We start from the raw sequence: 18,408 nt of genomic DNA, 5'->3' as shown, positions 1-18,408 counted from the left end.
CATTGTCGCACCGCGTCCGGGCCGGTGAGTCGCGGAAAAAGCGACACCCCAGCTGCTGCTAGAATGCAGGGCTTGACCGCGGAGAGGTGGCAGAGTGGTCGAATGCACCGGATTCGAAATCCGGCATACAGGATCTCCTGTATCGAGGGTTCGAATCCCTCCTTCTCCGCCAGGAATTCGTTCCACGACAACGCCCACTTCCGAGTGGGCGTTGTCGTTTCTGATCGTCGTTCAGTCCCCCAGCAGGGCCGCCAGGCCACCCTCGGGCTCGAAGCGACGGTTGCGGTAGCGCAGCCGCGTCGGCCCTTGCCAGACCGCCTCACGCACCGGATGCACCGGATCGCCGGGGTAGCAGATCACACGCTCGCCGTGGTCGTCGAACGGTTGCGGTTCGATCAGGGCCGGCGGGCGCTGCCGTGCGGCGGCAAGCGCCTGCGCCACGTCGCCGATGCGTGCCAACTGCACCAGGCTCATGATCTGCGGCGGCGCCAGGTCGATCTCGCCGGCCCAGTAGCGCTGCAGCCCTTCGCTCGGCACCACCCACACCGCCTCGGTGGCCTCGAAGTCGTCGTGCACCGCTTCCTGGCCCGGCGGCGCCGCCGCGATGAAGAAGCGGGTGTCGAAGCGCTTGCGCGTCACCGAGGGCTGGCGCGGCGTGATCCAGCGCGACCAAGGCGCCAAGGACCCTGCCGGCAGCGCCAGCGCGCATTCCTCGCGGGTCTCGCGCAGCGCCGCAGCGAACAGGCCGCGTGCGATTGCAGGCGCCAGACCGGGTTCACCCAGTGTCCGTGCAAACCAACTGGCCTCGTGGTCCATACCCGGCAGCGCCGCCTCACTATCCTGCGCATCCAGCTTGCCACCCGGGAACACATGCACGCCGCCCAGCACGCCCGAATCGCCATGGCGGCGCACCATCAGCACCTCCAGGCCGCGCGTGCCATCGCGCAGCACCATCACGGTGGCGGAGTCGATGGGCGCGCTGTCGACCGCGTCGAAATGGATCTCGATGGCCATGCGGATCAGCCGACGGCTTTCGGCGGCGGCTGCCAGCGGAAGAACATGGGGTAGACCTTCTCGACCACCGGCCCGTCGAAGGCCCAGGCCTTGCACTGACCCAAGTGCATGGGCGGGCGGCCGTCGCCAGAAGGAGCGAACGAGGACGAGCGGGTCTGGAAAGCCGCGGTGGCCAGGTTGAACAGCAGCTCACGCAGGTGGGTGCAGCCCACCGTGCCGCCGAGGTGGCGCTCGATGGTCTTGCGCCAGCCCTTGCCCAGGGTTTCGCCGACCAGGCCCTGCATCGGCGGCATGGTCTGCGGGCAGGGGTCGTGCGGATGGGCGTCCATGCTGACCTGCACATCGCGGATCACCATGGCCTCGTCGACCGTGACCCGGATGCTCATGTGGTGGATCGGCTCGTTCGGCGCCCATTCGCCCTCGCCTTCGATTTCGAAGGCGTGCGGCTTGGTGTCGAGCATCTCGCCCTCGATGTCCCACAGGCCGTCGTCGCGGCGGAAGCCGCGGTACTCAACGCGGCGGGTGTGCATGGGAGTGCGGGCAACGGGTGGTGGCAATGGCAAGGGCGGCCTCGATCGCGGTTCAGGTTCGGACAGCCCCGATTTTCCGCGATGGCGGCCGCGGCGCTGTCACCGGAACGCCTCGGCCAGCACCACCCCGGCGCGGACCAGGCGCTCCAGATCGGCGGTGCTGCGCACCGGCACCGACTGCGCCAGGGTGAGGCGCCGGCCCAGCAGCAGCACCCAGGGCCGGTCCTGCTCACTGGAAAAGGCGCTGGCCGCGTCGCCCACCTGGGTCTGCAAGGCCTGGCGGTGGGCCGGCTGGTCGCACCAGAAACGGGCCTGGGCGACATCCACCGCCATCGGCAGGAAGCCCGGCAAACCGGCACCCTCGACCATGCGCAGCCCGCGCGCGTCGATCTGCCGCCCCGCTTCCTCACCGAAGTGCACGTCCAGGGCCTTGTCGAGGGCGAAGCCCGCGGCTTTCTGGGCCATGGTCGCCAGCAGGCCGTCGCCCTCGGCCAGCTGGAGTGCGGGCAGCTCCTTGCCGCGCGGCACACCGATCAGCAGGATGGGCGTGGACGGTCCGCCAAAACCATCGGTCCACCAGCGCAGCCGGTGGGTGCGTGTGTGGCCCGAACTCTTGCGGTGACGGCCCCGGCGGTATTCGGCCGTCCAATGGTGGCCCTCGGTCTGGCCAGACCAGCGGTGCAGGTCGAACAGCCCTTCGGTGCTGCTCTCGAAGGTCCAGCCGCGCGCAGCGGCGTCGGCGGCCAGCTGGCCCTGTGCCTGTTCGCGGTACCGGCGCGCAGTGCGCGTGGCCACCCACAGCACCAAGGCCACGAACACGAAGGGGGCGAGAAAAACGAAAGCGGTCAGGTCCATGGCGGGCTCCCGCAGCGGTCGAAGCCCGCAGGCTAGCGCAAACCGGCGCCGCTGGCACGCGGCAGCGGCGCGCGGTCCAGCGCGTCGGCCCACATTGCCTTCCAGGGCGCCCAGTCGTGGCCGCCCGGCGCCGACAGCAGGTGCACGGGGGGCAGGAGGCCGGCCATCAGCGGCCCGAAGGGCTTGAGCCGGTCGTCCTCGCCATGACCAATGAACAGGGGTGGCCGCCGCTGCGCCGGATCGCCATACCCCTGCAGCCAGAGCAGCAGCGCACGCTCATGCTCCCGCGGCCCGGGTGGCCGCTCCGGCCGCCAGCTCGCCAGCCCCCCGGCCTGCCACACCGCCTGCAGGTCCAGCCGCGGCGCCAGGTAGGGCGCGAGCGCGATGACGCCGTCCACCTCGTCCGGGTGGGCGCGCGCATAGCGCAACGCGCCGAAGCCGCCCAGCGAGATGCCGGCCAGCCAGACCGAGCGGTAGCCCTGCGCGCGCGCCGGCTGGATCACGTCCTCGCGCAAGCGCTGCTCGAACACGCCGCCGTAGAAATAGCCCAGGTGCGCGTCGGCCACGACCACGTCGGCGTCGATGCCGCGCGCACGCACCTGATCGACGAAGCCTTCGCGCACGATGTCCTGCGGCACCTCCTGCGCGCCCGGCATGAACACGATCAGCGTCGGGCTGCGTGCGTCCGCGGCGCGCGGCAGGGACAGTGCCTCCATCGGCACCCGCGGCTCGCGCACCAGCAGGCTGCAGCCGCTGAGCCCAGCCGCCAGGGCGAGCGCCAAGGCCGCGGCGGCCAGTCGGCGCGCGACGGCGCGGGCGCCGGGGTTCACGGCTTCGCACCCCGGTGCAGCATCCACTGCGCGGCGGCTCCGCACAGCGCCAGGCCCAGCATCAGCCAACCCAGGTTGACCGCGCCCTCGTGGTGGAACAGGCCGACGGCAAAACCGCCGACCGCGCCCATCAGCTGCTGCGCCAGGCCAGCCACGGCGGCAGCCGACCCGGCCAGCGCCGGCAGCAGCCCCACCGTGCCCGCCAGCGCGGGCGGCACCAGCAGCCCGTGGCCAATGCCCAGCAGCACCAGCGGCAGCGCAAACGCCAGCGGGGTGTTCAGGCCCGCCAGCGCGAGCAGCAGCATCAGCGCCACGCCACCGACCGTGAGCACCTGCCCGAGCCGCATGATGCGGCGTTCGCTGATGCGGTGCGAGAGGTGCGTGGTCAGGTAGTTGCCCACGATGTAGGAGCCCGGGATCGCCATGATGTAGAAGCCGATGCCGTCGGGCTTGACGCCATAGCTGCCCAGCACGATGGGCGCCCCGCCGAGGAAGGCGTAGAAGGTGGCGGTGGTCATGGCCAGCAGCAGCACGTGCAGGCCGAACGAGGGCTCGCGCGCCAGCTGCGCGTAGGACGAGAGCATGGCCTTGAGCCAGTGTGGCTGCACGCCGGTGGCGCTCTGGTGCTCGGGCAGACCGCGCCAGGCCGCCACGAACAGCAGCACCGCCAGCACCGCCATGACGACAAAGTTGGACTGCCAGCCCAGGCGCACATGCAGCTGGCCGCCGATGATGGTGGCCAGCGGCGGGCACAGACCCATCGCCATGCCCACATAGGCCATCACGCGCGTGCGCTCGGGCCCGGCGAACAGGTCCTGCACCAGCGCGCGGCCGATCACCATGCAGGCGGCGCTGCCCGCGCCCTGCAGCACGCGCGCCAGCACCAGGGTCGGCAGGTCGGGTGCGAAAACCGCCATCACCGAGCCGGCGAAGGCGATGGCCAGGCCGATCATCAGGATGCGCTTGCGGCCCTGCCGGTCCGACAGCGGCCCATAGACCAGCTGGAGTGAACCGTAGGTGACGACGTAGCCGCTGAAGGTCAGCTGCACCGCCGCCTGGCTGGAGCCGAAGATCGCTCCCCATTCCTGCATCGACGGCAGGCAGATGGTCATGGCCAGCAGGCCGAAGGCGAGCTGCGCCAGCAGGTTGGCGATCAGCAGGCCGTGGGGAGCGGTGGGGGTGGTGGGTGCGGTCATGAAGCCCCCGAGGCTACCGCGATTCACTTGCAGACCGCGTCCGCCGCGCGATACCCCGGGCTACCATCGCGCCATGAACATCCAGTACTGGCTGATGAAATCCGAGCCCGAGGAGTGCTCGATCGACGACGCCCTGGCCGCGCCCGGCGCCACCGTGCCCTGGACCGGCGTGCGCAACTACCAGGCGCGCAACTTCATGCGCGATGCCATGCAGATCGGCGATGGCGTGCTGTTCTACCACTCCAGCTGCGCCGAGCCCGGCATCGTGGGCCTGGCGCGCGTGGCCTCGGAGATCAAGCCCGACCCGACGCAGTTCGACCCGGCCTCGCCCTACTTCGACCCCAAGTCTCCGCCGGCGCAGCCGCGCTGGCTGCTGCGGGACGTTCAGGCGCTAAAGAAGACCCGAACGATCGGCCTGCCCGAGCTGCGCGCCACGCCCGAACTGGCCGAGATGGTGGTGCTGCAGCGCGGCAGCCGGCTTTCGATCACGCCGGTGAGCGAGGCGCACTGGCGCTTCATCACCGAACGGCTGCTCGGCGCCTGAAGCCCAGGCCCCAGGCGATCAGTCCCGCAGCCACGACCGCCACAAAGCCCCAGCCCAGCGCGCGCGACACCGGCAGCTCGCCCTCGCGCGCGGCGCCCATGAAGAACAGCACGAAGGCCAGCAGGTGCACGCCGGCCCGCTGCAGCCGCACCCAGAGGCGGTCGGGCCGCACCGTCCAGGCCAGCGCCACGTCCACGCACCACCAGACGGCGAACACCGTGTCCAGCCGCGGCGCACTCACCCGCGGCGTGTTCAGCACCCGCGACCAGTCGTTGCCGAACAGCTCGACCACCGCCCACCAGAAGTGCACCGCAAACACCAGCAGCGACGCGGTCCAGGTGATGCGCCACAGCCGCGCGGCCAAGGCGGAAGAACCGGCCAGCGGCAGCACCGCCAGCGCGGGCGCGGCCAGCAGCAGCGAGGCCCAGATGGTGAAGAAGGTGCGGTGCAGGTCCTCCCGCTGCGCCAGCGACACGTCGGCCGCGCCACCGCCGGGCGGCGACAGGGAAAACAGCGGCCAGTCCCGCGTCCAGGCGGCCGCCCCGAACACCAGCGCCAGGGCCAGCGCGGCCAGCAGTGCCGTGGTCATCAGATCGGTCCGGCGCTCGGCGCGCGCCTCGTTCCACAGGGTCATGTCACTCTTTCGTCTTGTCGGGGCGCTGTGAAAGCGCAGAGATCGCCTGCACCATCTGCGCATTCAGGGGCGCCTGGGCGCCCAGCGTGTGCGCCAGCCGCACCACTTCGCCACACAGGTCATCGATTTCGGTGAATCGCCCCGCGGCCAGGTCTTCGGCCATGCTCGATCGGGCGTGCGCGTCGATGCGCAGCATGCGAAAGGCCACCAGCCGGAACAGCGGCGACGGCAGCCGAAGCACCTGCAGGAAGCGCTTCCAGGGCAGGGGCGTGACGCGGTGCGGTTCGATGCGGGCCCGGTGCAGCAGGCCCAGCGCCTCCTGCACCAGATCGGCGTAGCGGCGGCGGTGGCCCGCGTCCAGCAGCTGTGCCTTCAGCGGCAGACCGGACAGCGCGTTGACCGGGTTGTTCAGGTTGAGCAGCAGCTTGCCCCACTGCACCGGCACCATGTCGGTGTGCAGGGTCAGCGGCAGCCCGGCGCGCTCAAACACCGGCCGCCAGCCCGCCAGACGGGCCGACGCCAGTGCCGACAACTGCCCCGACGAGCCCTGGTGGAAATGACCTGGGCCGCGCCGCATGACATTGAACGGCACCATCGCCGGCAGCAGGCGCAGCTGCGGTGCAAGCTTCATCGCCTCGGCGAGCGGGAACAGCCCGTTCTGGCAGCACAGCACCAGGGTGCCCCGGGGCAGCATCTGTGCAAGTCGGCCCAGGGTCGACACCAGCGCGGGGCGCTTCACACACAGCAGCACCAGCGATGGCTGGACACCCGCCGGCACGTCCGTGTGCAGCTGCAGCGCCGACGCAGGCACCTCGTGGCGCCCGCCCGAGAGGTCGGTCAGCTGCAGCCCGTGGGTCGCCAGCTCGTCGAGCACTGCGGGTCGACCGACAAAACCCACCGACACACCGGCCGCCTGCAGACGGCCACCGAGGTAGCTGCCCACCAGCCCGGCGCCCATCACCAGCACCGGTCCCGGTGCGGTTTCGTTGCCCGGCGGCGGCTGGGTCATTGGCCACCAGCGACCGGGGCGGCGCGGCGACGCACCGGGCCCGCGGCCTGCTCGATGGTCTCGCGCAACCCGCGCAGCAGCCCCAGCGCCATCAGGAGCTCGGCCAGCACGAACATCGGCCCCACGAGCAGGCCGCGCAGGTCGTCGAAGAAGGCCGGCTTGCGGCCCTCCCACACGTGCCCGACCGCCTGGAACACCCAGCCGACCACGAAGCTGCCCAGTCCCCCGGCGAGCCAGGTGGCCATGTCCGCCTCACCGAGGGGATCGGCCAACGCCACCATCACCCCCAGCACCGCGAGGGTGGGCACCGTCAGCGACCATCTCCCCTGTCGCAGGTACCAGACGCCCGTGAGCGCCCAGACCAGCCAGTGCGCGCCCGGCAGCAGGGCATCGGCCCCGCCCAGCGGCACGCGCGCCAGCATCACCGCGATGCCGAAGGCGATCAGCGGGATGCCGACAAAGTGGGTCGCGATGTTGCGCGGGTCGCGGTGGTAGCGCGCGTACTCGATCAGCTGGCGGGTGGCAGTTTCCATGCGTCTCTCCTTGGGATGGCGGCCGGGAAAGCGGCAAGGATGGCGGCGGCGCGGCCAAGCGTCTGTCAAAATTTCGACAAACCCCGCCGGCACTGCGCCGCAACGCGGGCAAACCCCTAGCCGCCATGCCCCCGTCCACCCCGGCCCCGCCAGGCCTGCACACCGCACTGGCCAGCGACGAATGGTTCAGCGCCTGCGACCCGGCGCTGCAGGCCGAACTGCTGCGCCAGGCCCGCATGCGCCACCTGGTACCCGGTGAGTCGCTGTTCGCGCGCGGCGGCGAGGCCGACGGCCTGTGTGCCGTGGTGGCGGGCGCGCTGCGCATCGGCGCCCTCGACGCCGAGGGCCACAGCGCCCTGCTCGCCTATCTGGAGCCCTACCAGTGGTTCGGCGAGATCTCGCTCATCGACGGCCGCCCCCGCACCCACGACGCGGTGGCCGACGGCCCCACCCAGGTGCTGGTGGTGCCGCGCGATGCGCTGCTGGCCTGGCTCGACGCCCACCCGGCGATGTGGCGCGAACTGGCCCGGCTGGCCTGCCGCAAGCTGCGCGTGCTGTTCATCGCGGTGGAAGAGCTGGCCCAGCTGCCGCTGGAAGAACGCGTGTGGCGCCGGCTGCAGCTGGTGGCCCATGGCTACGGCAGCCGCGACGCACCGCGGCGCCGCATCCGGCTGGCCCAGGAGCTGCTGGCCCAGATGCTGGGCGTGAGCCGCCAGAGCATCAACAAGGCCCTCAAGGCACTGGAAGCCGGCGGGCGGCTGCGACTGCACTATGGGGAGATCGAGCTGCTGGCCCCTAATGAAAATCCCGGCTCTCCGGCGCCAGCCGGCCCAGCAGCGGGTTGAGGTTTTCCAGCCGGCCGGCGATCAAGTTGCAGACGGCGCCTTCGCGCTGCCAGACGCCGTGCACGGCCAGCAGGCGTGAGCCGGTCAGTTCAGCGCGCTGGCGCTCGCGCAGCGCGCGCCAGACGATGACCTGCACGGTGCCAGTTTCGTCTTCCAGCGTCACGAAGACCACGCCTTGCGAAGTGCCCGGCTGCTGGCGGCAGGTGACGATGCCGCAGGCGCGCACCAGGCGGCCGTCGGGCGCGGCTTTCAGTTGTTCGGCGGTCATGAAGCGGCGCTTTTGGAGTCGCTCCCGCAGCAGGGCCAGCGGGTGGCGGCGCAGGGTCAGGCCAGTGCTCGTGTAGTCCCAGACGATGGCCTCGCCTTCGGGCGCTTCGGTCAGTTGCAGCGTGGCTTCGTTGACCGGCGCGCGGCGCAGGATGGCGGGCGCGGCCTGCAGTGCGGACGCGTCCCAGACCTGCTGGCGGCGGTGACCGGCCAGGCTCTGCAGCGCGTCGGCGGCGGCCAGCTGCTGCAGGGTCTGGCGATCGAGTTGCGCGCGCAGGGCCATGTCCTCGGTGGAGTTGAACGGTCGCTCCTGACGGGATACGCTGATGCGCTCGGCCTCCGCCTGCGACAGGCCACTCACCAGCCGCAGCCCCAGCCGCACCACCGGTTGGCCCGGCGTGTCGGGCGCGGGCATGTCTTCGAGCGTGCAATCCCAGTCGCTGTGGGTCACGTCCACCGGCCGCACCACCACGCCGTGGCGTTGCGCGTCCTGCACCAGCTGGCTGGGGGTGTAGAAGCCCAGCGGCTGGCTGTTGAGCATGGCGGCCAGGAACTCGGCCGGGTGGTGGCGCTTGATCCAGCAGCTGTCGTAGACCAGCAGCGCGAAGCTGACCGCGTGGCTTTCGGGAAAGCCGTAGCTGGAAAAGCCCTTGACCTGTTCGACCACGCGCTGCGCAAATTCGAGCGGGTAGCCGTTGCGCGTCATGCCGTCGATCAGCCGGTGTTCGTAGGCGCCCAGGCCGCCGGTGCGCCGCCACGCGCCCATGGCGCGGCGCAGGCCGTCGGCCTCGCCGGGCGTAAAGTCGGCCGCGATCATGGCGATCTGCATGCACTGTTCCTGGAACACCGGCACGCCCAGCGTGCGCTCCAGCGCGGCCTCCAGGCCCTTGGGGTAATCGACCTTCTCTTTGCCCTGGCGCCGCCGCAGGTACGGATGCACCGCGCCGCCCTGGATGGGGCCGGGCCGCACCAGCGCGACCTCGACCACCAGGTCGTAAAAGGTGCGCGGCCGCAGGCGCGGCAGCATGGCCATCTGCGCGCGGCTCTCGATCTGGAACACGCCCACGGTGTCGGCGGCGCAGATCATGTCGAAGGTGGCTTCGTCCTTGTCGGGAATGGTGTGGATGGGCATGGGCCGGCCGCGCCGCTGGCCGATGAAGTCCAGCGACTTGCGGATGGCCGTGAGCATGCCCAGGGCCAGCACGTCAACCTTGAGCAGGCCCATGGCGTCCAGGTCGTCCTTGTCCCACTGGATCACCGTGCGGTCGGGCATGGACGCGTTCTCGATTGGCACCAGCCGCGTCAGCGGCCCGCTGGTGAGCACGAAGCCGCCGGTGTGTTGCGAGAGGTGGCGCGGGAAGCCCAGCAGCTGCTGGACCAGGGTGACGAACTGGCGCGCCGCCAGGCTGTCCGGGTCCAGCCCGGCCTCGCGCAGGCGCTCATCGGCCAGACCGTCTTCGTCCCACCAGCGGTGGTCGCGCGCCAGCCGCTCCAGCAGGGCCTCGTCAAAGCCCAGGGCCTTGCCCACGTCGCGCACGGTGCTGCGCGGGCGGTAGCTGATGACGGTGGCGGTGAGCGCAGCGCGGTCGCGCCCGTACTTGCGGTAGAGGTACTGGATCACCTCTTCGCGCCGCTCGTGTTCGAAGTCCACGTCGATGTCGGGCGGCTCGTTGCGCTCCTTCGAGAGGAAGCGCTCGAACAGCAGTGAGGACCGCGCCGGGTCCACTGCCGTCACGCCCAGGCAGTAACAGACCGCGCTGTTGGCGGCCGAGCCGCGGCCCTGGCAGAGGATGCCCTGCGAGCGCGCGAAGGCCACGATGTCGTGCACGGTGAGGAAGTAGTGCTCGTAGCCCAGTTCGGTGATGAGGGCGAGCTCGTGTTCGATCTGGTCGCGCACTTTGCCCGGCACACCCGCCGGCCAGTGCGCGGCGGCGCCGGCTTCGGTCAGGTCGCGCAGGTGCTGCGCCGGCGTGCGGCCTTCGGGCACCACCTCGGCCGGGTACTGGTAGCGCAGCTCGTCCAGCGACCACTTCGTGCAGCGGCCGGCAATGTGCAGGGTTTCGGCCAGCAGATCGGGCGGAAAGCTCTGTGCCAGCCGCACGCGGGTGCGCAGGTGCTGTTCGGCGTTGGACGCGAGCGCAAAGCCGCAGGCCGTGAGTGGCCGGCCGATGCGGATGGCGGTCAGCACGTCCTGCAGCGGCTTGCGCGAGCGCACGTGCATGTGCACGTCGCCCACCGCCACCAGCGGCACGGCCGTGAGCGCGCCGGCCTCGCGCAGGCGGTGCAGATGGATGGCGTCATCCAGCCGGCCGAGTTGCGTCACGCCCAGCCAGCAACGCCCCAGGAAGGCGCCGAGCAACCATTGCGCGGTGGCGTTGCACTGCTCTTGTGTGGCGCCGCGCGGCGGCACGGTGATGGCCAGACAGTCGGCCAGGGTCTCGGGGTTCACATCGCCGAGCCGCAGGCGGTACGTGCCCTTGTCGGCCGAGCGCCGCAGCCGCGTGATGAGCTCGCAGAGGTTGCCATAACCGTTGAGATTCGTGGCCAGCAGCAGCAGGGTGAAGTCACCGCTGGGGCCACCGTCGGCCTGCACGCGGAACTGGCTGCCCACGATGAGCGGCAGGCCGTGCTTTTTCGCGGCCACGTGCGCCCGCGCGATGCCGGCCATGGAGCACTCGTCGGTGACGGCCAGTGCGGTGTAGCCCATGGCCTGGGCGCGCAGCACCAGTTCCTCGGCGTGGCTGGCGCCGCGCAGGAAGCTGAAGTTGGAGCAGCACAGCAGCTCGGCGTAGTCGGGCAAGGACATGGCTGGTCTTCAAGCAAAAAAGCCGTGAAGAAACCAGGCCGGCTCTTGCGCCAGCCGCGTCTGGAACACCCACAGCACCCCCGCCAGCGGCGACCGGGCGACCCAGTAGTCGCGCACCGCGTGGCGGGTGTGGCCTGCGGCCTCGTCGCGGTCCCACCAGCCGCCCTCCACGCGCTGGGGACCAAGCAGCAGCTGCAGCTCGCCCTGGTAGAGCGGTCGGTGCTGGCGCACCAGCAGCTTCAGCGGCCGGTCCAGCAGCAGGGAAGGCTGCGGCCCGGCGGGCGCCCCCGGCCAGGCCTCGCGCGGCAGTGCCTGCGCGGCCGGCTGCCAACGGCCCATCGCCTCGGGCCGGTGGTCTTCGCACAGCAGCGGCCGGACCACCCGGTCCTCGCCCAGCCGCGCTGCCAGCCGCTCAAGCACCTGGGCCAGCGGCTCCCGGCCACGGGCGTCGTCGGGCAGCCACGATGCGCTCTGCGGCGCCAGCGGCACCACGCCCTCGGCCGTCAACCGCAGATCACCCACCGGCGCGGCCAGTGTCGCGTGCGAGAGGTGCTCGGCCAGCAGCCGCGCGAGGTGCCCGGCCTCGCGCGTGGGCTCGGCCGTGCGCACGGTCAGCTGCCCGCCCTCGCCCACCCCGCGCGAGCGCATCGCGTCGTGCGCCCAGTGCAGGGTGAACGCCGTCACGCCGCTGTGCCGAGCCGACAGCCAGGCCGAGAGCTGCAGCAGCAGGCGGCGCGCGCCGAAGACCAGGGCCTGCGCGTCGTCCACCCGGTGCGGCAGCTCCAGCCGCGCATCGAACACCGGCGGCAGCGTGACCCAGACATGCGTCTCGGGGGCGCGGCCGTAGGCCTGGTCCAGCGCCGCCAGCAGCGCCGCGTCAAACCGCCGCGCCAGGCCCGCGCGCGGCAGCCGCCGCAGATCGCCCAGCGTGCGGCAGCCGATGCGCGCCAGGGTCAGCAGGTGCGGCCGCACGGCGCTCAGGGTCGCCATCGGCAGCGCGTCCAGCGCATGCGCCAGCGGCGGCGACACCCCGTCCTCCACCCCCGCGCGCGCCAGCGCCAGCGCGGCCAGGGCGTTGGGCGCCCAGGCCAGGGCCACTGCCCCCAGTTCCTGCGCCCCACCCCAGAGCCGTTCGCGCAGCGCCGCCCGCCCGCCGAACAGGCGCAGGCTCGCCGCCACCTCCAGCAACACGGCCTCTTCGGCGATGGCGACACGGGGCGTGAACTGCAGCGCCCAGACCGCCAGCGCCTGCAGCGCCGCGTCAGTGGGAGACGGCGGGTCGTCGGTGTTCGGCAGTCGGAGTGCGGACCACAGCATGGTCAGCCTCGCGAGGATCGGGGAAACGGTCGGCGGCTCCATGGCCCAGGTCCAGGTCCAGCAGCCGGGGCGGCAGCACCGCCGACAGCCCGGCCGGCAGCGCCGGCAGCTGCAGCGTGTGCGCCAGCGGCGGCCCCTTGCGCTTGATCACGTCAACCGACAGGGCCCAGCCGGCACCCGGACGCACCAGCAGGCGCAGGGGCGCCGCCGACGATTCGCGCGCCGCGGCGGCCGGCCGGCACAGCCACACCGGGCCTTCGTGGTCGCTGGCGAGCACCTGCAGACGCCGCAGCTGTGCCGGCCGTGCATGGGGCAGCCAGGCCAGCACCGCCCCGCAGCTGCCGGCCTTGACCAGCTGTTCGATGGCCCAGAGACGTTCGGCCGGGGTGCCGGCCTGCACCCAGACCAGCTGCCGGGCGGTGATGCCGTGCGGCATCAGGCCCGGCAAATGCGGTGACTGCGGCGGCCCGACCAACGCCACCTCCCGCCCGGCGGCACAGACCCGGCCCAGCGCCGACCCCAGCAGGCGGAACTCCAGGGCACCCGCCGGGCTCGACAACAGTTCGGTCAGCCCGAAGCCGGGCCAGCCACCGCCCGGCAAGGCCGCGTCCAGCGCCTCGAATCCGCTGGCGCAGCTGGCCGTGACCGGCCGGCCCAGCGCATCGCCGCGCCAGACGAGGGCGGACAGGATGGCCGGCAGATCGCCGGACGGGCTGATGGACGGGGCGGACATGGTGGCAGCAAGGGCTCAAATACTGTTTTTATGTACAGTAAAAGAAAACGAACCGATTGTCCACCCCCGGATATCACGGTCATGGAACCATTCAATTAGCACTCACTCATAGAGAGTGCTAACATTTCTGTAAGACCACCTGAGGAGGTTCTTCACATGTCCACCACCCTGCTCGCCCCCGCCGCCCTGCCGACCACCACACTGGCCGTCGCCAGCCCGTGGAACCGTTCGCTGACGCTGCCGCCACTGGGCAATCTGGACGCGTACATCTCCGCCGTCAACCGCATGCCGCTGCTGACGCTCGAAGAAGAGCAGTCGGCCGCCCGCCGCCTGCGCGACCACAACGATCTGGAAGCCGCCGGCCAGCTGGTGATGTCGCACCTGCGCCTGGTGGTGTCCATCGCCCGCCAGTACCTGGGCTACGGCCTGCCGCACGGCGACCTGATCCAGGAAGGCAACGTGGGCCTGATGAAGGCTGTCAAGCGCTTCGACCCCGACCAGGGCGTGCGTCTGGTCAGCTACGCGATCCACTGGATCAAGGCCGAGATCCACGAATACATCCTGAAGAACTGGCGCATGGTCAAGGTCGCCACGACCAAGGCCCAGCGCAAGCTGTTCTTCAACCTGCGCTCGATGAAGCAGGGCTTCCGCGCCGAGGCCGCCGAAGGCGACACCCACCGCGAGGCCTTGTCCGACAGCGAGATCGACGTGGTCGCGCGCGATCTCAAGGTCAAGCCCGAGGAGGTGCGCGAGATGGAAACCCGCCTGTCCGGCGGCGACGTGGTGCTCGACCCCTCGCCGGCCGACGACGGCGAAGAGACCTACGGCCCGATCGCCTGGCTGGCCGGCGCCAACCACGAGCCCACCGCGATGATCGAATCGGCCCAGCGCGACGTGCTGGCCACCGAAGGCATCGCGCAGGCCATGGGCGAGCTCGACGACCGCTCGCGCCGCATCGTGACCGAGCGCTGGCTCAAGGTGAACGACGACGGTTCGGGTGGCATGACGCTGCACGAGCTGGCGGCCGAGTACGGCGTGAGCGCCGAGCGTATCCGCCAGATCGAGGTCGCGGCCATGAAAAAGATGCGCAAGGCACTGGCCGAATTCGCCTGAGCCTGCGGGCTCAGCGCACCAGATCGATGCGGTCGATGGTCGGCCGCACCGCCAGCCGCGCCGGCAGGCCGATGGTGCCCACACCGGGTGTCACCAGCAAACGCCCGAATGGCGTGTCGTAGAGGCCATTGATCCAGGGCTGCTGCGAGTTGGTCTTGCGCAGGAACCAGGGCGAGAAGCCGGGAATCCAGATCTGACCGCCATGGGTGTGCCCGGCCATGGAGAGGAACGCCGCGCCCTTCGGCAGCAGCGCCACGGTGTCGGGCTGGTGCACCACCACCAGCCGCCGCGATGAGTCGTTGCTGAGGCCGCGAGGCCAGAGGCGTTCAATCTGCGGTTGTGGCCGACCACCCCACTGATCGTCCAGCCCCACCAGCTCCCATCCCTTCAAGGGTACGGCCTGACCTTCGATCAGACGCACGCCGTGCTGCGTCAGCGCCTCACGCAGTGGAATGGTGAGGTCCGGCCCAGGCGCCTGCACGTCGTGGTTGCCCAGCACGCCCCAGACCGGGTGGCGCAGGCGCGCAAGCGGTGCAAAGCCCGCACGCAGGTCCTGCGTCGGTTCGTGCGTCCAGTCGCCCGCGACGATCACCGCATCGACGTCCATGGCGTTGAGGCGGTTCACCAGATCGTCCAGCTGCCGGTCGCGGAAGAACAGGCCCCAGTGGATGTCGGCAACCAGCGCCAGCTTGAGTGGCTGCGCCTCGGCCGGAATGCCCGAGAGGGTGGTGTGGCGCACGCGGAGCCAGTGCGGCTCCACCCACGACGACCACAGACCCACCAGCACCAGCAGCGCGTAGACCGGGTGGCGCCAGCGCCGCGCGCCGCGCTCGATGCGCCAGCGCAGCCACAGGCCCGCCAGCAACGGCAGCCCCGCCAGGCGCGGCGCCCAGTAGAGCCAGAGCATGACGAAGTTGCGCACTTCCAGGCGCGGCGTGTGCCAGCGCCCCCAGTGGTCCCAGGTCGTGATGGCCAGCGACAGCAGCAGCGCCCCGCCGAACAGCCACCAGACGCGGCGGTCCAGGCGCTGCAGGTCGCTCACGGTGGTGTCAGTGCTCGCGGCGCAGTGCCGGGAACAGGATCACGTCGCGGATGCTGGGCGAGTCGGTGAGCAGCATCATCAGGCGGTCGATGCCGATGCCGCAGCCACCGGCGGGGGGCATGCCGTATTCCAGCGCGCGGATGAAGTCGGCGTCGTAGTACATCGCCTCCTCATCGCCACCGTCCTTGGCCGCGACCTGGGCGTGGAAGCGCGCGGCCTGATCTTCGGCGTCGTTCAGCTCGGAGAAGGCATTGCCGAATTCGCGGCCGGTGATGTAGAGCTCGAAGCGCTCGGTCACTTCCGGCCGGTCGTCGTTGGCGCGGGCCAGCGGCGAGATCTCGGTCGGGTGCTCCATGATGAAGGTCGGGTTCCAGAGCTTCTCTTCCACCGTCTCCTCGAAGTACAGCACCTGCAGGCTGGCCAGCGAACGGGTCGAGAGCTGGTGCTTCTCTTCGCTCATGCCCAGCTTCTTGAGCGCCGGGATCAGCCAGGCCGGATCGTCCACGCCGGCACCGGCGTCGGTGTACTTGAGGATGGCCTCGCGGATGGTCAGGCGCTCGAAGGGCGAGAACACGTCCACCGGCTGGCCGTTGTAGGTCAGCGGCGTGTCGCCGTGCACCTGCTTGACCACGTGGCGGATCAGCTGTTCATTGAAGTCCATCAGGTCCTGGTAGTTCCAGTACGCCGCGTAGAACTCCATCATGGTGAATTCGGGGTTGTGGCGGACGCTGATGCCTTCGTTGCGGAAGTTGCGGTTGATCTCGAACACGCGCTCGAAACCACCCACCAGCAGGCGCTTCAAGTACAGCTCGGGCGCGATGCGCAGGAACATCTCCTGGTCCAGCGCGTTGTGGTGGGTCTTGAACGGCTTGGCGTTGGCACCGCCGGGAATGGGGTGCAGCATGGGCGTTTCGACCTCCAGGAAGCCGTTGCTCACCATGTAGTCACGGATACTGGACAGGGCCTTGCTACGGGTGACGAAACGGCGGCGGGAGGCCTCGTCGGTCATCAGGTCCACATAGCGCTGGCGATACTTGATTTCCTGGTCGGCCACGCCGTGGAACTTGTCGGGCAGCGGGCGCAAGCTCTTGGTGATCAGGCGGATCTGGTCGGCGTGGATGGACAGCTCGCCGGTGCGGGTGCGCATCAGCACACCTTCGGCCGCGATGATGTCGCCCAGGTCCCAGTGCTTGAAGGCGGCGAGCTTCTCTTCACCCACACTGTCGGTGTTCAGGTAGAGCTGGATGCGGCCGCCGCTGGGGCCGAAGGACGAATCCTGGATGGTCGCGAAACAGGCCTTGCCCATCACGCGCTTGAGCATCATGCGGCCCGACACGCTGGCGCGCACCGGGTTCGCCTCCAGCGCTTCCTTGCTCGATTCGCCATGAACGGCGAACAGCGCCTCGGCCGTGTCGCGTGGCTTGAAATCGTTGGGAAACGCCACGCCCTCGCCGCGCTGCTGCGCCTCGCGCAGGCCTTTGAGTTTCTCGCGCCGCTCCGCAATCAGCTGGTTGTCGTCGGCGGCGGGGATGGCGTGGGCGTGTTCGGTGGTCATGGTGTTGGACAAATAAAAACGGGTTGCGCCACAAAAGCGCAACCCGTCATTGTAGTTTTCCGCGAAACGGTCAGTGACCGAGGTAGGCCTCGCGCACTTTCGGGTCCACCAGCAGGTCCTTGCCGGCCCCCGTCATGGTGATCAGGCCGGAGTCCATCACGTAGCCGCGGTCGGCGATCTGCAGCGCACGCTGGGCGTTCTGCTCCACCAGCACGATGGTCACGCCCTGGGCCGAGACATCGCGCACGACCTCGAAGATCTTGTCCACCATGATCGGCGACAGGCCCATCGAGGGCTCGTCCAGCAGCAGCACCTTGGGCTGACTCATCAGCGCACGCGCCATCGCCAGCATCTGCTGCTCGCCACCCGACATGGTCCCGGCCAGCTGGTCCTTGCGCTCTTTCAGGCGCGGGAAGATGCCGAACATGCGCTCGATGTCGTTGGCGATACCCGGCTTGTCGGTGCGGATGTAGGCACCCATCAGCAGGTTTTCGGTGATGGTCATGCGGGTGAAGACGCCGCGGCCTTCCGGCACCATCGCCAGGCCCTGCTTGACCAGGTCCCAGGCCCCACGGCCCTTGATGCTCTGGCCCAGGTACTCGATGCTGCCACCTTCGAAACCCAGAGAGCCGGTGATGGCCTTCATGGTGGTGGTCTTGCCGGCGCCGTTGGAGCCGATCAGGGAAATCAGTTCGCCTTCGCGCACTTCCAGGTCGACGCCCTTGACGGCCTTGATGCCGCCGTACGCCACCTTCAGGCCGCTGACTTTGAGGAGTGTGTTTGCCATGTTGTTCCCGCTCTCTTTCAGTGGCCGCCAGTGCCCAGATAGGCCTCGATCACCTTGGGATCGTTCTGCACCTCGGCCGGCGTGCCGGACGAGAGCTGCTTGCCGTAGTCGAGCACGGTCACGCGGTCGCACAGGCCCATCACCAGCTTCACGTCGTGCTCGATGAGCAGGATGGTGCGGTTGTCGTTGCGGATGCGGTCGATCAGCTCACGCAGTTGCACCTTTTCGGTGGCGTTCATGCCGGCGGCCGGTTCGTCCAGCGCGATCAGCTGCGGATCGGTCGCCAGCGCGCGCGCAATCTCCAGCCGGCGCTGATCGCCGTAGCTCAGGGTGCGCGACTTGTAGTCGGCCAGCTTGCCGATGCCCACGTAGTCGAGCAGTTCCTTCGCACGGGCAGTGATTTCCGCCTCTTCCTTCTTGAAGCCCGGGGTGCGCAGCACGGCACCCAGGATGCCCGAGTGGGTGCGCACGTGGCGCCCGACCATCACGTTCTCCAGCGCCGTCATTTCGGCGAACAGGCGGATGTTCTGGAAGGTGCGGGCAATGCCGGCCTTGGCCACTTCGTGAACGGCCGTCGGCGTGTAGGGCTTGCCGGCCAGCTCGAAGGTGCCGCTGTCGGGCGTGTAGAGGCCGGTCAGCACGTTGAAGAAGGTGGTCTTGCCGGCGCCGTTGGGGCCGATCAGGCCATAGACCTGACCACGCTGGATGGTGATGCCCACATCGCTGAGGGCCTGCAGACCGCCAAAGCGCTTGGAGACGTTGGCGACTTTGAGAATGGTTTCGCTCATGTTCGTGTCC

Annotated in this window: 18 protein-coding genes and 1 tRNA gene; 4 read left to right on the top strand and 15 right to left on the bottom strand. The window is 70.0% G+C overall.

The genetic code is table 11. From position 1 onward, the window contains the following. Positions 1-80: 80 nt before the first annotated feature. Positions 81-172: transfer RNA gene (locus HFL01S_RS16080), tRNA-Ser, on the top strand. Between the two features lie 59 nt (positions 173-231). On the opposite strand, the gene HFL01S_RS16075 is transcribed toward HFL01S_RS16080, so the two are convergent. The 5 genes from HFL01S_RS16075 to HFL01S_RS16055 form a co-directional block, all read right to left on the bottom strand. Further along, positions 232-1,014, bottom strand: a complete 783-nt coding sequence (locus HFL01S_RS16075) for an NUDIX hydrolase (protein WP_066260508.1) — start codon at positions 1,012-1,014, stop codon at positions 232-234. A 5-nt stretch (positions 1,015-1,019) separates the two neighbouring features. Then, positions 1,020-1,544 (bottom strand): DUF2889 domain-containing protein, encoded by a 525-nt coding sequence (locus HFL01S_RS16070; protein ID WP_245644829.1) that lies wholly within the window; start codon positions 1,542-1,544, stop codon positions 1,020-1,022. Positions 1,545-1,643: 99 nt separating this feature from the next. Further along, positions 1,644-2,399 carry a hypothetical protein gene (locus HFL01S_RS16065; protein WP_066260504.1) on the bottom strand — a complete coding sequence of 252 codons (756 nt, stop codon included), beginning with the start codon at positions 2,397-2,399 and terminating at the stop codon, positions 1,644-1,646. 32 nt (positions 2,400-2,431) lie between these two features. Beyond that, positions 2,432-3,229, bottom strand: coding sequence for an alpha/beta hydrolase-fold protein (locus HFL01S_RS16060; protein ID WP_157538906.1), 798 nt, complete (start codon positions 3,227-3,229; stop codon positions 2,432-2,434). Continuing rightward, a complete protein-coding gene (locus tag HFL01S_RS16055) occupies positions 3,226-4,425 on the bottom strand; it encodes a multidrug effflux MFS transporter (protein ID WP_066260502.1) in 1,200 nt (399 codons plus the stop codon). The genes HFL01S_RS16060 and HFL01S_RS16055 overlap by 4 nt, the downstream gene beginning before the upstream one ends. A 73-nt stretch (positions 4,426-4,498) precedes the next feature. Between HFL01S_RS16055 and HFL01S_RS16050 the strand changes: the two genes are divergently transcribed. Beyond that, positions 4,499-4,969 carry an EVE domain-containing protein gene (locus tag HFL01S_RS16050; protein ID WP_066260501.1) on the top strand — a complete coding sequence of 157 codons (471 nt, stop codon included), beginning with the start codon at positions 4,499-4,501 and terminating at the stop codon, positions 4,967-4,969. On the opposite strand, the gene HFL01S_RS16045 is transcribed toward HFL01S_RS16050, so the two are convergent. The 3 genes from HFL01S_RS16045 to HFL01S_RS16035 are packed head-to-tail and all read right to left on the bottom strand — an operon-like array spanning position 4,944 to position 7,145. Beyond that, positions 4,944-5,603, bottom strand: a complete 660-nt coding sequence (locus tag HFL01S_RS16045; RefSeq protein WP_066260499.1) for a hypothetical protein — start codon at positions 5,601-5,603, stop codon at positions 4,944-4,946. The genes HFL01S_RS16050 and HFL01S_RS16045 overlap by 26 nt on opposite strands. A gap of 1 nt (position 5,604) precedes the next feature. Next, a complete protein-coding gene (locus HFL01S_RS16040; RefSeq protein WP_066260497.1) occupies positions 5,605-6,612 on the bottom strand; it encodes a 2-dehydropantoate 2-reductase in 1,008 nt (335 codons plus the stop codon). Then, the gene (locus tag HFL01S_RS16035) at positions 6,609-7,145 is read right to left on the bottom strand and encodes an Mpo1 family 2-hydroxy fatty acid dioxygenase (RefSeq protein WP_066260495.1); all 537 of its coding nucleotides are present in this window, start codon (positions 7,143-7,145) and stop codon (positions 6,609-6,611) included. The genes HFL01S_RS16040 and HFL01S_RS16035 overlap by 4 nt, the downstream gene beginning before the upstream one ends. 125 nt (positions 7,146-7,270) lie before the next feature. Here HFL01S_RS16035 and HFL01S_RS16030 point away from each other — a divergent pair, with 125 nt between their 5' ends. Beyond that, positions 7,271-7,990, top strand: a complete 720-nt coding sequence (locus HFL01S_RS16030) for a Crp/Fnr family transcriptional regulator (RefSeq protein WP_066260494.1) — start codon at positions 7,271-7,273, stop codon at positions 7,988-7,990. Here HFL01S_RS16030 and HFL01S_RS16025 read toward each other — a convergent pair. The 3 genes from HFL01S_RS16025 to imuA are packed head-to-tail and all read right to left on the bottom strand — an operon-like array spanning position 7,941 to position 13,113. Then, positions 7,941-11,063, bottom strand: coding sequence for an error-prone DNA polymerase (locus HFL01S_RS16025; protein ID WP_066260493.1), 3,123 nt, complete (start codon positions 11,061-11,063; stop codon positions 7,941-7,943). The genes HFL01S_RS16030 and HFL01S_RS16025 overlap by 50 nt on opposite strands. 9 nt (positions 11,064-11,072) lie before the next feature. After that, positions 11,073-12,380 carry a Y-family DNA polymerase gene (locus HFL01S_RS16020; protein WP_066260492.1) on the bottom strand — a complete coding sequence of 436 codons (1,308 nt, stop codon included), beginning with the start codon at positions 12,378-12,380 and terminating at the stop codon, positions 11,073-11,075. Beyond that, positions 12,325-13,113 (bottom strand): translesion DNA synthesis-associated protein ImuA, encoded by a 789-nt coding sequence (imuA, locus tag HFL01S_RS16015; protein WP_066260490.1) that lies wholly within the window; start codon positions 13,111-13,113, stop codon positions 12,325-12,327. Before imuA ends, HFL01S_RS16020 begins: the two co-directional genes overlap by 56 nt. 156 nt (positions 13,114-13,269) lie before the next feature. Between imuA and rpoH the strand changes: the two genes are divergently transcribed. Beyond that, positions 13,270-14,226, top strand: coding sequence for an RNA polymerase sigma factor RpoH (gene rpoH, locus HFL01S_RS16010; protein ID WP_066260489.1), 957 nt, complete (start codon positions 13,270-13,272; stop codon positions 14,224-14,226). A gap of 10 nt (positions 14,227-14,236) precedes the next feature. Here rpoH and HFL01S_RS16005 read toward each other — a convergent pair whose 3' ends face one another. From HFL01S_RS16005 to HFL01S_RS15990, 4 genes are all read right to left on the bottom strand, one after another. Next, a complete protein-coding gene (locus HFL01S_RS16005; RefSeq protein WP_066260487.1) occupies positions 14,237-15,268 on the bottom strand; it encodes a metallophosphoesterase in 1,032 nt (343 codons plus the stop codon). A 7-nt stretch (positions 15,269-15,275) separates the two neighbouring features. Then, a complete protein-coding gene (lysS, locus tag HFL01S_RS16000; RefSeq protein WP_066260608.1) occupies positions 15,276-16,823 on the bottom strand; it encodes a lysine--tRNA ligase in 1,548 nt (515 codons plus the stop codon). 70 nt (positions 16,824-16,893) lie between these two features. Then, positions 16,894-17,610 carry an ABC transporter ATP-binding protein gene (locus HFL01S_RS15995; RefSeq protein ID WP_066260486.1) on the bottom strand — a complete coding sequence of 239 codons (717 nt, stop codon included), beginning with the start codon at positions 17,608-17,610 and terminating at the stop codon, positions 16,894-16,896. Positions 17,611-17,627: 17 nt separating this feature from the next. Beyond that, positions 17,628-18,398, bottom strand: coding sequence for an ABC transporter ATP-binding protein (locus tag HFL01S_RS15990; protein ID WP_066260484.1), 771 nt, complete (start codon positions 18,396-18,398; stop codon positions 17,628-17,630). Positions 18,399-18,408 lie beyond the last annotated feature (10 nt).

The organism is Hydrogenophaga flava NBRC 102514 (assembly GCF_001571145.1).
GTDB lineage: Bacteria > Pseudomonadota > Gammaproteobacteria > Burkholderiales > Burkholderiaceae_C > Hydrogenophaga > Hydrogenophaga flava.
This window is presented reverse-complemented; position numbering and strand designations above follow the sequence as displayed.